The sequence below is a fragment of the Microbacterium pollutisoli genome (assembly GCF_053586795.1).
This window is the reverse complement of record NZ_JBNYWT010000006.1, coordinates 1-14,724: the sequence shown is the minus strand read 5'-3', so window position 1 is coordinate 14,724 and position 14,724 is coordinate 1. Positions and strand designations below refer to the sequence as shown.

At 73.0% G+C, this 14,724-nt stretch carries 11 protein-coding genes; 6 read left to right on the top strand and 5 right to left on the bottom strand.

Features of this window, described 5'->3' with window-relative positions; translation table 11 throughout:
* Window positions 1-6 precede the first annotated feature (6 nt).
* Window positions 7-825: a tryptophan-rich sensory protein gene (locus ACQ143_RS13000; protein ID WP_449571133.1), complete on the top strand. Its 819-nt coding sequence runs from the start codon at window positions 7-9 to the stop codon at window positions 823-825.
* Here ACQ143_RS13000 and ACQ143_RS12995 read toward each other — a convergent pair.
* Window positions 801-1,526, bottom strand: a complete 726-nt coding sequence (locus ACQ143_RS12995; RefSeq protein WP_449571132.1) for a glutamine amidotransferase-related protein — start codon at window positions 1,524-1,526, stop codon at window positions 801-803. The two genes, ACQ143_RS13000 and ACQ143_RS12995, sit on opposite strands and share 25 nt — an antisense overlap.
* Window positions 1,527-1,668: 142 nt before the next feature.
* Between ACQ143_RS12995 and ACQ143_RS12990 the strand changes: the two genes are divergently transcribed.
* The 4 genes from ACQ143_RS12990 to ACQ143_RS12975 all read left to right on the top strand — a co-directional run bounded on the left by ACQ143_RS12990 (window position 1,669) and on the right by ACQ143_RS12975 (window position 7,054).
* Complete coding sequence (locus tag ACQ143_RS12990; protein WP_449571131.1) at window positions 1,669-2,295, top strand: RNA polymerase sigma factor; 627 nt, start codon at window positions 1,669-1,671, stop codon at window positions 2,293-2,295.
* Window positions 2,288-2,758, top strand: a complete 471-nt coding sequence (locus ACQ143_RS12985; protein ID WP_449571130.1) for a hypothetical protein — start codon at window positions 2,288-2,290, stop codon at window positions 2,756-2,758. Before ACQ143_RS12990 ends, ACQ143_RS12985 begins: the two co-directional genes overlap by 8 nt.
* 64 nt (window positions 2,759-2,822) lie before the next feature.
* Window positions 2,823-4,526 (top strand): S8/S53 family peptidase, encoded by a 1,704-nt coding sequence (locus tag ACQ143_RS12980; RefSeq protein WP_449571129.1) that lies wholly within the window; start codon window positions 2,823-2,825, stop codon window positions 4,524-4,526.
* Between the two features lie 44 nt (window positions 4,527-4,570).
* Window positions 4,571-7,054 (top strand): CHAT domain-containing protein, encoded by a 2,484-nt coding sequence (locus ACQ143_RS12975; protein ID WP_449571128.1) that lies wholly within the window; start codon window positions 4,571-4,573, stop codon window positions 7,052-7,054.
* A gap of 275 nt (window positions 7,055-7,329) precedes the next feature.
* Here the strand turns inward: ACQ143_RS12975 and ACQ143_RS12970 are convergent, their stop codons facing one another.
* From ACQ143_RS12970 to ACQ143_RS12955, 4 genes are all read right to left on the bottom strand, one after another.
* Window positions 7,330-8,079 (bottom strand): LysR family substrate-binding domain-containing protein, encoded by a 750-nt coding sequence (locus ACQ143_RS12970; RefSeq protein ID WP_449571127.1) that lies wholly within the window; start codon window positions 8,077-8,079, stop codon window positions 7,330-7,332.
* Window positions 8,080-8,115: 36 nt separating this feature from the next.
* Window positions 8,116-8,523 (bottom strand): transferase, encoded by a 408-nt coding sequence (locus ACQ143_RS12965; protein WP_449571126.1) that lies wholly within the window; start codon window positions 8,521-8,523, stop codon window positions 8,116-8,118.
* Between the two features lie 103 nt (window positions 8,524-8,626).
* On the bottom strand, window positions 8,627-9,400 hold the full coding sequence (locus ACQ143_RS12960) for a DNA-formamidopyrimidine glycosylase family protein (RefSeq protein ID WP_449571302.1): 774 nt from the start codon (window positions 9,398-9,400) through the stop codon (window positions 8,627-8,629).
* Window positions 9,393-14,057 carry an ATP-dependent helicase gene (locus tag ACQ143_RS12955; protein WP_449571125.1) on the bottom strand — a complete coding sequence of 1,555 codons (4,665 nt, stop codon included), beginning with the start codon at window positions 14,055-14,057 and terminating at the stop codon, window positions 9,393-9,395. The genes ACQ143_RS12960 and ACQ143_RS12955 overlap by 8 nt, the downstream gene beginning before the upstream one ends.
* Before the next feature lie 136 nt (window positions 14,058-14,193).
* Here ACQ143_RS12955 and ACQ143_RS12950 point away from each other — a divergent pair, with 136 nt between their 5' ends.
* On the top strand, window positions 14,194-14,601 hold the full coding sequence (locus tag ACQ143_RS12950; protein ID WP_449571124.1) for a GreA/GreB family elongation factor: 408 nt from the start codon (window positions 14,194-14,196) through the stop codon (window positions 14,599-14,601).
* Window positions 14,602-14,724 lie beyond the last annotated feature (123 nt).

The window sequence follows — 14,724 nt, the reverse complement described above, 5'->3', positions numbered from 1 at the left end:
CGCGGCATGAGAACAGAGGCCCGTGACCTCGCCCGCCAGATCGTCGTCATCGCCGTCGTCGTCTTCATGCTCATCGCGGCCCTGCTCGGAGTCGGACTGTTCGGCGGCACCGACGTGAGCGAACTGCAGGACGGCGCGCTCTCCGCGGACGCCACGGTGCTCGCCCCCGGCAGCCCGGCCTTCAGCATCTGGAGCGTGATCTACGTGCTGATGATCGGGTACGCGGTCTGGCAGGCGCTGCCGGGTCAGCGCGCCCGGGAACGGCAGCGCGCGACCGGATGGTGGATCGCCCTCACGGCCGTGCTCAACGGCTGCTGGCTGCTGGCCGCACAGTTCCTGAACCTGATCTCCACCGTGATCGCCATCGTGCTGCTGGTCATCGCGCTGTCGATCACGATCCGCGCCCTCGTGGCCCGCCCGTCCAGCCGCTGGGACGATGTCATCCTCGCCGACGCCACGGTGGGCCTGCACCTCGGATGGGTGACGCTGGCGACGGTCGCCAACGTGACGGCGTGGTTGACCGCCGAGGTCGTGCCCGCCCAGTCCGACGCGGCTGCCGACGCGTGGGGCGTCGCGGTGCTGGTCGTCGTCGCCCTGCTGGGCGCCGCCATCGCCTGGGGCACGCGGGGCCGGATCGCGCCCGGACTGGCGATGGCGTGGGGGCTCGTCTGGATCGGCATCGCCCGCACGGTGGACGAACCGGATTCGACGCCCGTGGCCGTGACCGCCTGGATCGCCGCCGCCGTCGTCCTCGGGGTGCCGCTGCTCCTGCGGCTCACCGGCATCCGCAGCGACCGGGATCAGAAGGTGCGTGCGAACGCCTGAAGGATGCGGGCCGGCTCGGTGAGGGATGCCGCCAGCACGCGCCCGGCGATCTCATCGAAGTGGCCGGCGTCGAAATAGCCGTCGTTGCGGTACACCGCCATCCGGTCGACGAACGCCTGCGCGGTCGGCTCGGGGTGGAACTGCGTCGCGTACAGCCGGTCGCCGACGCGGAACGCCTGCACCGGGCAGGCCTCGTTGGTGGCCAGCAGCACCGCGCCGTGCGGCAGGGTCTCCACCCCCTCCTTGTGCGCGGTCAGCGCCGAGAACGTGTCCGCGAGCCCGCCGAACACGGGGTCGCCGCCGGCCGCCTCGGTCAGTGACACCGTGGTCGGCCCGGTGTCTTCGGGATAGCCGCGCGTGACCCGGCCGCCGAGTGTGCGGGCGGCGACACCGATGCTGAAGCAGGTGAACAGCGCCGCCGTCTCCCCGGCCGCTGCGGCACGGGCGATGCGCGCCAGCGACGCCTCGAGACGCTGCTGGGCGGCCGTCTTGGTCGACTCGGGGTCGGTCACGTTGAAGGGGCTGCCGCCGACCATGAAGCCCCGCCAGCGGGTGAACGCGTCGTCGGGCAGTTCGTCGTGCACCAGGTCGAGACGGTCGATCTCGCCCTCGGCGAGCCGTGCGCTGGTGCGGAACGAGTCGAACTCGGCGGCGGCGGCTTCGGCTTGCGGGCGTGCGCAGACATACACGAACGGGGCCATGCGGTGAGTCTACGGCGGCACCCCGGGGTGTGGTCCGGCGGAGCCGAAACGAGGCCGCCGTTGCGGACGACGGGTTTTTCGGAAGCCCGTGTATCACGGGGGTGGTGGCAGTGCTCCTTCGAGTGTGGCCACAATGGGCGTTATGACTGAAGCCGATCGCGCGCCGACCCGCGGCGACGACGCATCCGTCGGCGACGCCTCGATCTGGGTGCAGGCGGCGGAGCATTTCGCGCGCTGGCGCGCCGGTGACACGCGGGCGATGGACGGCCTCGTGCGCCTGCTGACCCCGGTGCTATGGCATGTCGTGCGCGCCTACGGCCTCGAGCGCGGCTTGGCCGAAGACGTCGTGCAGACGACGTGGCTGACCCTCGTGCGCCGGCACGACTCGATCACCGAGGCCCGCGCGGTGGCAGGGTGGCTGACCACGTGCGCGCGTCGAGAGGCGTGGCGGGTGGCCCGCGCGCATCAGCGCGCCACCCCCGTCGAACACGAGACGCTCGAGCCGCACCTGCCCACCGACGAGTCCGCCGAGTCCCGGGCCGAGACCGCCGACAGCCATCAGCGGCTCTGGCGGGCGGTGGGCACCCTCGATGACCGGTGCCGGCGTCTGCTGCGGGTCATCGCGTTCGAAGAGCGGCCCGACTATGCCCGCATCGCGACCGACCTGGCCATGCCGGTCGGGTCGATCGGCCCGACCCGGGGGCGCTGCCTGGGCAAGCTCCGCACGGCGCTGGCCGCCGACGGCTGGAAGGACGAGACCGATGGCTGACAACCCGGCATCCGACGCCCTGCTGTTCCGCGCGCTGCGGCGCACCTGGGAGAAGGTCGATCCGATGCCCGTCGACCTCGTCGACCGCATGGTCGCCGCGGTGGCCGCGGACGACCTCGCCCATGAGTACGCGCTGCTGACGCTCGTCGAGTCCGACGCGGTCGGGGCCACGCGCGGCGACGCCGACATGCTCACGCTGCAGTTCAGCGACGGCACCACGAACGTGCTCGTGCACCTCACCGATTCCGGCGGCGGCATGCACCGCATCGACGGCTGGGTCGACGGGCCGGCCACCTCGGTCGTGCTGCTGCGTGACGACACCGAGCAGACGACGCCCGCCGACGGGGGCCGCTTCGCGTTCGAGGACGTGCCCAGGGGCATGGTCCAGCTGCGTGTCGTGCTCGACGCCACCACGGATGCCGGTGCCGCCGGCGATCTGCTGACACCGCACTTCGAAGTCTGACGACCGGGCCCTGGGGCAGGGCGACGATGGGGGCCGCGCTGTGCGGTCGGAAGGGGAGAGCAGCATGGCCGATGTGGGCAATGCGATGCCGCAGCCGGAGGGATGGACCTGGAAGGACCGCGCACGCGGCTCGATCACGACCGGTGTCGTGCTCGACCCGCAGGCCGATCCGATCGAGCCGATGCGGGTCTTCCCGACCGCGTACGTGCCGAACCGGCTGCTGGTCTCCGGAGTCGGTGACGACGGCGCGCCCGACGGCATGCGGCTGCGCGACAACGTCGCCCGCGTCAAGGCCGCGGCCGAGTCGTTCGGCTGGGGGATCCAGCGGGAGCGGCTCAGCGGGGCGCGCATCGGCCCGAAGGAAGAGGACGCCCTCGGCGAGCCGGTCGTGCCCGGCGCCGCGCCGGTGCTGCGGATCGAGCTCACCCCGGAGGACTCGTCCTCGGTCGAGTCGCCGGCGCTGCCCGACGCCTGGCGCGTGCTGCAGCGCATCCGGCGGGAGGCCCTCGGTGGGGACCTGCGCACCCTGCGCGGCGGCGACGTGGGCGCGGCACTGCGCAAGGCCGGCGTGGACCGCATCGGCCTGGACCACATCGTGTCGATCGACCCGATCGGGGTGAACCCGTTCACACAGACCAACCCGTTCACGCAGACCAACCCGTATACGAAGACGAACCCGTACACGAAGACCAACCCGTACACGAAGACCAACCCGGTCAGCGAGTACGGGCAGCCGGGCTGCGGCGGCCGGGAACCGGTGGCTTGGGTCGGGCCGGCACCGCACCGCACGAAGGTGCCCGTGGGCCGGCGACGCCCGGTGGTCGCGATCCTCGACACCGGCGCGGGCACCCACCCGTGGCTGCCCGACGACATCGTCGACCGCCATGTGGAACTCGACGGGCGGCCGATCGGCCTGACCGACGAGGCGAACCCCGAGATCTACCCCGACCTGTACGGACCGCTCGACGGTGAGATCGACGCCGTCGCGGGGCACGGCACCTTCATCGCCGGCATCGTGCGCCAGGCGGCGCCGAACGCCGACCTGCTGGCCATCCGCGTCGCGAACGGCCTGGGCATCGTCACCGAGTCGACCCTGCTGCAGATCCTCGAAGACCTCGCCGTGCTCGTCTTCCGACACCGGTCGGGCCAGAGCGGCGGCCGGCCGATCGACGTGCTGAGCCTGTCACTCAGCTACTACCACGAGACCCCGGAGGACGGCCTGTACAGCCGCCATCTGCACGACCTGCTGACGGCGCTGCGGGCGATGGGGACGGTCGTGGTCGCGTCGGCGGGCAACGACGCGATCGACCGGCCGTCGTTCCCGGCATCGCTGTGGGCGTGGCCCGGGTCGGACAACGGCATCCGCCCCGACGACTACGCCGCGCACCTCTCGGTCGGCGCCCTCAACCCGAGCCGGCGCTCGACGGCGTTGTTCTCGAATGTGGGCCCATGGGTCGGCACCTACGCCACCGGCGCCGGCATCGTCAGCACGATGCCCCAGTTCCTCGGCGGCGTGCAGGCCACCGCGCGACACGACGAGTACAAGCTGCGGCGGCAGACGATCGACCCCGACGACTACCGCGGCGGCTTCGCGGTGTGGAGCGGGACCTCGTTCGCGGCGCCCCTGGTGGCCGGACGCATCGTCGCCCGCCTTCAGCCCGAGGCCGCTCCCGACGGGTCCCGGCCGGCGATGGCCTCCACGGTCGCCGACGACATCGCCGCCGCCGTCAAGGAGGCGCTCGCCGAGGAGGAGATGCCCACGGTGTGATCGGGCTGCGCGCGTGATCGGCGCGAGGGCGGCACACTAGGGGAGTGACTCTTTCGGCCGAGGAGCTGTACCAGCGCGCCCTCGACAACGGCAACCGGGGACGGTATGCCGCGTCTCGACGCCTGCTCGCGACCGCCGCCGAACGTGCGACCGATCCCGACCTGCGGGCACGCATCGCGGGCACCCAGGCCTATCTCGCCTCCCATGGCGGCGCACCCGACAGCGCGGAGGCGCTGTGCCGCGAGGCCCTCGCGCTGGAGGGCATCTCGGCGGAGACGACGGCCGTCCTCGAAGGGCAGCTGGGCCTGATCGCCCTGACCCGGGGGAACCCGGCCGCCGCGGTCGAGATGCTCACCCGGGGCATCGCGGGCCTCGACGCCTCACCGAAGGCCCGCGCCCGCATGCACCTCAACCGCAGCGTCGCCCACATGCAGGTGGGCGCCTTCGCAGAGGCCCGGGCCGACCTCGACCGCGCGCTGGCCGACTACGCGCACGACCCCGATCACGACGCCATGGCGGTCGCGGAGCACAACCTCGGGTATCTGCTGCTGCTGGAAGGTGACCTGGTGGGCGCGCTCGCGCGCATGGTGAGCGCCCGCAAGGTCATGGCCGGCGAATCCGACGTCAACACCGCCATCGGCGACCTCGACCGGGCCCAGGTACTGCGTGACGCCGGGTTGACGACCGAGGCCGAGCGGCTGCTGGAATCGGCGATCCAGACTTTCGGCGCCCGACGCATGCGTCAGGCACAGGGCGAGTCGGAGCTGAACCTGGCGCGGTCACTGCTGCGGCACGACCCGGCGCGCGCCGCCCGGGTGGCGGCGGCGGCGGAGCGACGCTTCGCCGCACTCGAGGGGGACCTCTGGCGGGCACGCGCCGCCGGCATCCGCATCCGTGCGCTGCTGGCCGGCGGAACGGTGACGCGCTCGGGGCGCATCGTCCCCGACGCCCGCCGGGTGCCCAGTGCCCCTGCCATCGACCGGGTCGTGACCGATCTCGAAGAACACGGCGCCTGGGGGGAGGCCGTGGCGGTGCAGCTCACCGCCATGTTGTGGCGGCTGCGCCATGGGCGTGACGACGGCGCGCCACTGCCCCGGCTGCGCCGCTCGGCACCGCTGGAGGTGCGCCTGCTGGCGCACGAGGTCCGGGCCGCCCGCGCCACCACGCCGGGGACGGCGCGCCGGCACGCTGCGCGCGGACTCGATGAGCTCACCGCGTGGTCGCGGTCGTTCGGCAGCCTCGACCTGCAGACCTCCCTGGCCATGCACGGCAACGGGCTGCTGGGCCTGGGGCTGGCGGCCGCGGCGGCCACGCGGGATCCGGAGGCGATGCTCGAATGGTCGGAGCGGGCACGACTGCTCAGCCAGCAGGTGGTGCCGCTGCGGCCGCCGCCTGATCCGGAGACGGCCCGCCGCCTGGCCGAACTGCGCACGTTGCGCGCCGATCTGCCCGCGGACACCTGGCTCACCGATCCGCGTGCCGCCGAGCTGAGCGAGCTGCTGCGCGAGCGGCAGTGGACCAGCGTGGGCGCGACGGATGCGCCGCGCACGGGTGACCGCATCGACCTGCCGGCGCTGCAGCGCGTGCTCGATCCCGACACCGCCGCGCTCTCGTTCGTGTTCAGCTCGCACGGTCTGGACTGCGTGGTCACCGGTGCGGAGGACGCGATGGTGGTGGCCCTGGCGGACTGGGCCGAGGTACAGCGCCTGCTGGGCGGGCTCCGCTCCGACCTGGACGTGGCCGCCGCGGTGCGCGCCGGCCCGCTGGCCGATGTCGTCCGCCGATCCCTTGACAGTCGGCTGGCCGAACTGTCGCGTCTGCTGGTCGCGCCGGCGGTGGCGGCGACCGATGCGCGCCGGCTGGTGGTGACGGCTCCGGGCGTGCTCGCCGGTGTGCCCTGGAGCATGCTGCCTGACCTCCGGGGCCGGGTGATCACCTGTGCCGTCTCGGTGTCGCGCTGGGCCCGCCTGCGCTCGCCGGCCCCGCAGCGCACAGCGGGCTTCGTCGTCGGCCCGCGCGTCGCGCGCGGCAGCGAAGAGGTCGCGCGCGCGGCATCCGCCTGGCAGGGCCGCGCACCTGTCGTGCACGACGGCGCCGCGGCGACAGTGGACGCGGCCACCGAACTGGTGGGAGCCGTCGACGTGCTGCATGTGTCGGCGCACGGCCGCCACACCCCCGACAACCCGTTCTTCTCCGGTTTGCAACTGGCCGATGGGCTCCTGTTCGGCTACGACATCGACCGGATGCCGGAGATCCCGGCCACCGTCGTCCTGTCCGCGTGCGAGGTGGGCCGCTCGAACGTCCGCTGGGGCGAGGAGGCCATCGGCATGACCCGCGCCTGGCTGCACGCGGGCGCACGCTGTGTCGTGGCCGCGCCGGTGGTCGTCGCCGACGACGATGCGTGCGAGCTGCTCGGGGCCATGCACGAGGGCCTGGCCGCGGGGGTGTCCCCGTCCGAGGCGCTCGCCGATGCCGCCGCGCGCACGGGCATCGTCGCCCCGTTCCAGGTGCACGGCGCCGGATTCTGAGAAATTCTTCACCCGGGGTGTATCACCGCCGCCCCCTCGTGCTCTTGACACATAGAACGGCGCTTCGACCGGACACACGGTCGGAGGTCACGTGATGGGGGTCGCCTGGCTGGAGGCAACGTGACCGCTGTTCGCTGCGGACGGCCACCGGGGGGTTCAGGCCGCTCCGAAGGGGTCGGTGGATCGTGGGGACACCACCGGCCCCGGTCCGGACCTCTGGGGAGGGGTCACGGCCCCGGGCTTCTGGGGGAAGCCCGGGGGCCGGTCGGCTCTGCTCAGCCGCGTGACGAGTTGGCGGTGCGGCCGCGCACGATCCCGACGAACGTGTCGGCGAGTGGATGGGGCTGCACTGCGGGCCACGCCAGCGCGACGGTGGAGCCGGGCGCGTCGACCAGCCGCCGATGCGCGACGTCCTTGCGGTGATGCAGCCGCGCCAGCGACATGGGCACGATCACCACGCCCACGCCGGTCGCGACGGTGGCGATGGCCTCTTCGGTCGTGGCGGGGGCGTCGAACACCGGTGCCACGGCGTCCGGCACCCGCACCTGGAGCACGTCGTCGGCCGGGGTGATGACGACCTCTCCGGCCAGATCGGCCGGGTGCAGTTCGTCGGCCGCCGTCAGGTGCGAATCGGCCGCGCAGACGACGACGGGCACTTCGTCATAGAGGGAGATGACGTGCAGACCGGTCTTGTCGATCGGCAGCCGCACGAGCGCGGCATCCACCTCACCGTCGGCCAGGGCCGTACGCTGCCGATCACCGGGGAGCGGGATCAGCTGCAGGTCGACCTGCGGCATCCGCTCATGCCAGATGTCGATCCACTTGCCCGGCGTCGCGCCGGCGACCGCGCCGAGGCGGAACGGACCCGGCGGGGTCGCGGGAGCCGGCGGCGACGACTGCTGTGCGCGGGGCGACGACTTCTGTGCGCGCGGCGCCTGCGAGCGCGAGCGATGCGGCTGAGGCGTGCGCGGAGCCGGCCGGCGCCCCTGTCCGCCGCCCCGCTTCGCCCTGCCGCCGGTCGCCATGCGATTCAGCGTAGCCGCGGTGTCACGGCGCGGTCGTCAGGCGGCCAGACGCAGTCCGCGGCGGTCGGTCGCGATGCGCTCGCCCTCCGACACGCTCTCGTCGTCGCCGATGAGCGATCCGCCGGCCACCCGGGCGTGGGCGCCGATGTATGCGCGGACGCCGATCTTGGCGTGGGAGCCGATGTGCGCACCCGGACCGATGTGCGCGTGGGGTGCGATCTCCACGTCGGGACCGATCACCGCATCCGGCTCGATCCACACGCCGCGGCCGATGTGGGCGCCCGCGGCGACCTGCACTCCGGGTTCGACATACGCTCCCTGCTCCACGAGCGCGGTGGCGTGCACCTTCGCTCCGTGCGCGATGAGGCCGCGACCGTTGGCGTGCTTGCGGTAGCGCAGCACATCGCCGTGGTCGTCTTCGATGTCGACGTAGTTCTTGCCCACTTTTCCTCCTGACACAGGACAACGCGTCCCGGCCCCGGATATTCCCGGCCGGCGTCCGGCGTCCGGCGGACGGGGTCGGCGGCCTGCTCGGGTCGGCACCGGGTCAGCGCTGGCAGTTCGGGCACCAGAACACGATGCGCTCGGCGGTCGGCTGCGCGCCGAGTCGGGAGCCCTCGATGACGGTGCCGCACCGCAGGCACGGCTTGCCGGCCCGGCGGTACACCCAGTTCCCCCGTCCCCGGCGGGTGTCTCCGGTGAAGGTACGGCCGGACCGGTCGCGGTTCGCGCGGATCATGCGCGATGCGGTGTCGACCAGCGCGGCGGTGTCGACCTGGTTCGCGGGGGTGGTGGGCAGCACGCCGCGCACGAACAGGAGCTCGTTGACGTACTCATTGCCCAGCCCGGCCAGATTGCGCTGGTCCAGCGCGGCGACGTGGACGGCACGGGAGTCGGCCGCCAGCCGCCGGGCCGCCTCGGCGGCATCCCAATCCGCGCCGAGCAGGTCGGGGCCGAGGTGTCCCACCACGCGCTGCTCGTCGCGCGTGGGCAGCACCTCGACCATCGCGAGATCGAAACCGACCGCGTCGGCGGGGCGCACCCCGACGATGGCGCGGGCGGTGTGACCGGGCTTGCGCCACCGCTGGCCCGGGCGATAGACATGCCACTCGCCCTCCATCTTCAGATGCGAGTGCAGCGTGTGGTCGCCGACGCGGAGCAGCAGGTGCTTGCCGCGGGCGGCCACCTCCCGCACCTGTTGCCCGGTGAGGTCGGCGGTGGCGCTGCCGGGCACGCGGATGTCGAACCGGACGACCTCGTGGCCGGCCAGCGCCGCGTGCAGGCGCCGCGCGGTGCGGAAGACGGTGTCACCCTCAGGCACGGGCACCCGCCGTCGTCTTGCGCAGGGTGAGACCACGTGTGGACTCGACGAACCCGGCGGCGCGCAGGGTGCGGCCCACGGCGGTGTTGTAGACGAACTCGCCGCCGACCTTCTCGATCGTCAGCGTGTCCAGACGCCGCCGGCGTGCCGTGTCGACGAGGCTGTGGGCCGCGGCGGCCAGCACCTCCTCGTCGTCGGTGAAGGCCAGCGCCGAGCGGCCGCCGCGCTCGAGGTAGAGCACGAGCGCGCCGTCGACGAGCACGACGAGGCCGCCCGCCTTCCGGCCCGGCCGATGGGAGACGCCTGCGAGCGCCGGCCAGCCCAGGGCCGCGCCGTACGGGTTGGCGGGGTCGGTGGCCGCGAGTGTGATCGCCGTCCGCGGCGCCGGGCCCGGCAGCCCGGCGAACGCGCGGAGCCGGTCGACGGTGGTGGAGGTCGCGAACTGGGCGGCGCCCAGCTTCTCGATGAAGTAGCCGCGACGGCAGTGCCCCGCATCCTCGAACCCGGCCAGCACCCGGTACGCCTGGGCGAAACCGCCCGGCAGTCCTTCGGCCTGCACCGAGCCGCGGGTGACGACGCCGTAGCGTTCGAGCAGCAGGCTCGCAGCGGCGGCCGCGCGCACCAGCGGATCGGGATCGCGGCCCGGCAGAAGCGACCAGCGACCACCGACCAGCGCCGGGCGGGGCGGCGCCGACCGGGGGGTCGCCGCCAGCGGCACGCCCCGGAACATGCGTGTGCGGGGCGTGCGCCGGGCGACGCGATGGGCCTGCGAACCTCCGGTCAGCAGTGCCCGCACGGGCGCGAACGTGTCGTTGGTGACCCGCCCCGCCCAGGTGAGGTTCCACAGGGCCTCGACGACCGACTGCTCGTTCTCCGCGCCCGCGAGGGGCACCAGTTGCGCGGCGAAGTACGCGCCCCCGGCGGTGAGGGTCTCGAGGATGCGCTCCTCCAGCGGGGTCTGCGGCTCGTCGACGTCGCCGACCGGATGGGCGAGTGTGAGGGGCGCCGCATCGGCGGGGTGGAGGGCGATCCATCCGTCGCGGCCGGGCAGGGAGCCGTGGCCCGACCAGACGACCTCGCCGCTGCTGGTCAGCTCGTCGAGCATCGTGGGCGAGTAGTCCGCGACCCGGGCCGGCAGGATCAGGGATTCCCAGGCGCTGGCCGGCAGCGGCACACCGGCCAGCTGCTCGACGGCCGCGAGCACCCCGTCGATGCCCTCCAGGGGGCGTTCGAGATGCTGCCAGACGGGGAGGAACCGGGCGAAGGCCTCGGCCGACACCGGCTCGACGCTCCCGCGGATGGCCGCCAGCGATCGCAGCCGGATGCGGCGGAGCGCCTCGCTGTCGCACCACTCGAGGTCGTCCCCGGCCGCGTCCGGCAGGAAGTACCCGCTGGCGAGCCGACCGGCGGTTTCGAGCCGCTGCAGGGTCTGGCGGGCCACAGCCGGGCCGAGCCCGAGACGCTCGGCCACCGCCGCGGTGCGGAACGGACCGTGGGTGCGGGCATAGCGGGCGACGAGGTCGCCGAGCGGGTCGGCGACCGGTTCGAGGAACGCGGTGGGGATGCCCACCGGCAGTGCCGCCCCCAGCGCGTCCCGCAACCGCCCCGCGTCCTCGATCGCGGCGACCCGTTCGACCCCGGCGACGGTCACGCGGACGGCCCGGCGGGCGTCGACGAGCTGATCGAGCAGCGCGGCCGCCTCCGTCACGCCCGCCTCACCCGCTTCCGCGCTCGGGAGGTCGGTGCCGTCGGTGCTCGTCGGCACCAGCCGGGCGGCGACCTCCGCCGCGTCGAGGGGGCCGAGCAGCCGCAGCAGGTCAGCCACACCCTCGACGCCCTTCACCTTGCGCGTGGGGTCGAGGCGCTGCACTTCGCGCTCGAACTGGGCGATGACGTCGGCGTCGAGCAGCTCGCGCATCTCGACCTTGCCGAGCAGCTCGCTCAGCAGCGCCGGGTCGACCGACAGCGCGGCCGCGCGGCGCTCGGCCAGCGGGGAGTCGCCCTCGTACATGAACGCGCCGACATAGCCGAACAGCAGGTCGCGGGCGAACGGTGAGGGCTGGCTCGTCGTCGTCTCGACCAGGCGGATGCGGCGGTCGCCGATCGCCCGGACGACGCGCAGCAGCGCGGGGAGGTCGTAGACGTCCTGCAGCACTTCGCGCAGCGTCTCGAGGATGATCGGGAACGTCGGGTGCTCGCGGGCGACCTCGAGCAGCTGCGCCGACTTCTGCCGCTGCTGCCACAGCGGCGATCGCTTGTTGGGGTTCAGCCGCGGCAGGAGCAGTGCCCGGGCCGCGCACTCGCGGAAGCGTGAGGCGAACAGGGCTGACCCGCCCACTTCGCCCGTGACCAGCTGGTCGATCTCGTCGGGGTCGAACACGAACAGTTCGGCGCCGGGCGGCTCGGCCTCGGCGTCGGGCACCCGCACGATGATGCCGTCATCACTGGCGACGGCTGACCCTTCGACGCCGAGGCGTTCGCGCACCCGGGCGTTCACCGCCAGCGCCCACGGCGCGTGCACATGCATGCCGTAGGGGGAATGCAGGATGACCCGCCAGTCGCCGACCTCGTCGCGGGAGCGCTCCACCGTGAGCGTCTTGTCCGTCGGCAGGCTGCCGGTCGCTTCGCGCTGCTCCGCGAGGTAGGCCAGCAGATTGTCGATGGCGTTGTCGTCCAGCCCCGAGTCCCGCAGGCGTGCGGCCGCCTTCTCGCGCGGCGCGGCGGCCAGCTCCCGCGAGAACCGGCCCAGCGCCTCGCCGAGCTCGGCCGGGCGGCCGAGGCCGTCGCCGTGCCAGAACGGGAGCTTGCCGGGCTGCCCGTAAGCGGGCAGCACGTTGACGCGGTCATGGGTGATCTCCACGATCCGCCAGCTGGTGGTGCCCAGGGTGAACACGTCGCCCACCCGGGACTCGTAGACCATCTCCTCGTCGAGTTCCCCCACGCGCGCCCCGGTGGTCTCACCGGCGACGAACACACCGAACAGCCCTCGGTCGGGGATGGTGCCGCCGCTGGTGACCGCGATGCGCTGGGCGCCGGGCCGGCCGGTGAGGGTGCCGTGATCACGATCCCACACCACGCGCGGACGCAGCTCGGCGAACGCGTCGGAGGGGAAGCGGCCGGCGAGCAGGTCGAGCGTCGCCTCGAACGCCGAGCGCGGCAGCGACCGGAACGGCGCCGACCGGCGCACCGTCTCGAACCACCCCTCGACGTCGACCGGCTGCAGGGCGCACGCCGCGACCGTCTGCTGCGCGAGGATGTCGAGCGGGTTCTGCGGCACCGCGATGGCCTCGATCTTGCCGGCGAGCATGCGCTCCGTGACCACGGCGGTGTGCAGCACGTCGCCGCGGTGCTTCGGGAACAGGGCGGCCTTGCTGACCTCGCCCACCTGGTGTCCGGCACGGCCGACCCGCTGCAGCCCCGACGCGGCCGACGGCGGTGCTTCGACCTGGATGACCAGATCGACCGCCCCCATGTCGATGCCCAGCTCGAGACTGCTGGTGGCCACGACACAGCGCAGCACACCCGACTTGAGCTCGTCTTCGACCTGGGCGCGCTGCTCCTTCGACACTGAGCCGTGGTGCGCCTTGGCGAGCACCGGCTCGGCGCCGGCGGTCGACCCGGCCTGGGCCATCATCGCGGCGGGAACCGCCGGTGCGGGCAGGTCCGCGCCGACGCGCTCCGCGTAGATCTCGTTCAGCCGCGCCGTGAGCCGTTCGGCCAGACGCCGCGCGTTGGCGAACACGATGGTCGACCGGTGCGAGAGGATCCGATCGACGATCGCCTCCTCGACGTGGGGCCACACCGACCCGGTCACCTCGGTCGGCGGGGTGGTGAACCAGTCCTCGGCGCCGTCGCCATCGGCATCCGCCCCCGCGCCGTCGGGTGGTACGGCCGTGCCCGGGGCCGGCGGCGGGTTGACCATGTCGGCCATCGGCACGACCACGCTCAGCTCGAACGTCTTGCTCGCCGGGGGCGCGACGATCTCGACGGGTGCCGCCCCGCCGAGGAACCGCGCGACCTCGTCGATCGGCCGCACCGTGGCCGACAGGCCGATGCGCTGGGCCGGGGTCTCCAGCAGCTCGTCGAGACGCTCCAGACTGACCGCCAGGTGGGCGCCGCGCTTGGTGGCCGCCACGGCGTGCACCTCGTCGACGATGACCGTGTGCACGCCGCGCAGCGTCTCGGCCGCCTGCGAGGTGAGCATGAGATAGAGCGACTCGGGCGTCGTGATGAGGATGTCGGGCGGATTCGTGACGAGCTTGCGCCGGTCGGCGGACGGGGTGTCGCCCGACCGCACGCCGACGGTGACCTCGGGCACCGTGACACCCAGCCGGCGGGCGGACTGCCCGATCCCCACCAGCGGTGAACGCAGGTTGCGCTCGACGTCGACGCCCAGTGCCTTCAGCGGCGAGATGTACAGGATGCCGGTGCGCGCCGCCCCGGCATCCTTCGGCCGCTCGCGTTCGTGGAAGGTGCGGTCGATCGCCCAGAGGAAGGCCGACAGCGTCTTGCCCGAGCCGGTCGGGGCGACCACGAGCGCGTGCGCGCCGGCGGAGATCGCCTCCCACGCGCCGGCCTGTGCGGACGTCGGAGCCGAGAACGCCGACCGGAACCAGTCCTGCGTGGCAGGACCGAACCGTTCGAGCACATCGACCATCCCTCCATCTTCGTCGCCGCCGACGACATCGGGGTACGGCCTGTCGCCGGCGGATTTCGCGTGATATTCGCCTTTCCCCAGCGGGGCTCGGTAAACTTGAGAATCTTTGGCTGCCATGGGCAGGAAGGGGAAGACCATGTCGAACACCACCGGTACCGTGTGGATGACCGCAGCGGCATTGGCCGCCCTCGAGGCGGAGCTCCACGAGCTCGAGCAGCGCGAGGACGCCGATCCGGTGCGCCTGATCGAACTGCGTGACCTCATCCGCCGCGCCGAGACCTCTCCCAAGCCCGACGACGGCCTCGTCGAGCCGGGCATGAAGGTGACCGTCCGCTTCGGCGACGACGCCGAGGCCGAGAGCTTCCTGCTCGGGAGCCGTGAACTGGTGCGCCAGGACCACGATGTCGACCTCGACGTGTACTCGCCCGAGTCGCCCCTGGGCGTCGCGATCACCGGTCACTATGTCGGCGACAGCGTCAGCTACAAGGCGCCCAGCGGCGCCGAGATCCGTGTCACGATCGTCGCGGCGGCGCCGTTCGCCTGATATGTAACTCGTTTTGTCAAGCGGGCAGGGTGAAGCGCCCGTCGGGCTGGTCTGTCCGGCGGGCGCTTCGTCGTTCGCCGTGACCGGGCAGAGATGCGGCGTGTCTGGTGACGCGTGGTCAGT

Coding starts and splice junctions, on each gene's coding strand:
- ACQ143_RS13000 (WP_449571133.1), top strand. CDS start 7: ATGAGAACAGAGGCCCGTGACCTCGCCCGCCAGATCGTCGTCATCGCC.
- ACQ143_RS12995 (WP_449571132.1), bottom strand. CDS start 1,526: ATGGCCCCGTTCGTGTATGTCTGCGCACGCCCGCAAGCCGAAGCCGCC.
- ACQ143_RS12990 (WP_449571131.1), top strand. CDS start 1,669: ATGACTGAAGCCGATCGCGCGCCGACCCGCGGCGACGACGCATCCGTC.
- ACQ143_RS12985 (WP_449571130.1), top strand. CDS start 2,288: ATGGCTGACAACCCGGCATCCGACGCCCTGCTGTTCCGCGCGCTGCGG.
- ACQ143_RS12980 (WP_449571129.1), top strand. CDS start 2,823: ATGGCCGATGTGGGCAATGCGATGCCGCAGCCGGAGGGATGGACCTGG.
- ACQ143_RS12970 (WP_449571127.1), bottom strand. CDS start 8,079: ATGGCGACCGGCGGCAGGGCGAAGCGGGGCGGCGGACAGGGGCGCCGG.
- ACQ143_RS12955 (WP_449571125.1), bottom strand. CDS start 14,057: ATGGTCGATGTGCTCGAACGGTTCGGTCCTGCCACGCAGGACTGGTTC.
- ACQ143_RS12950 (WP_449571124.1), top strand. CDS start 14,194: ATGTCGAACACCACCGGTACCGTGTGGATGACCGCAGCGGCATTGGCC.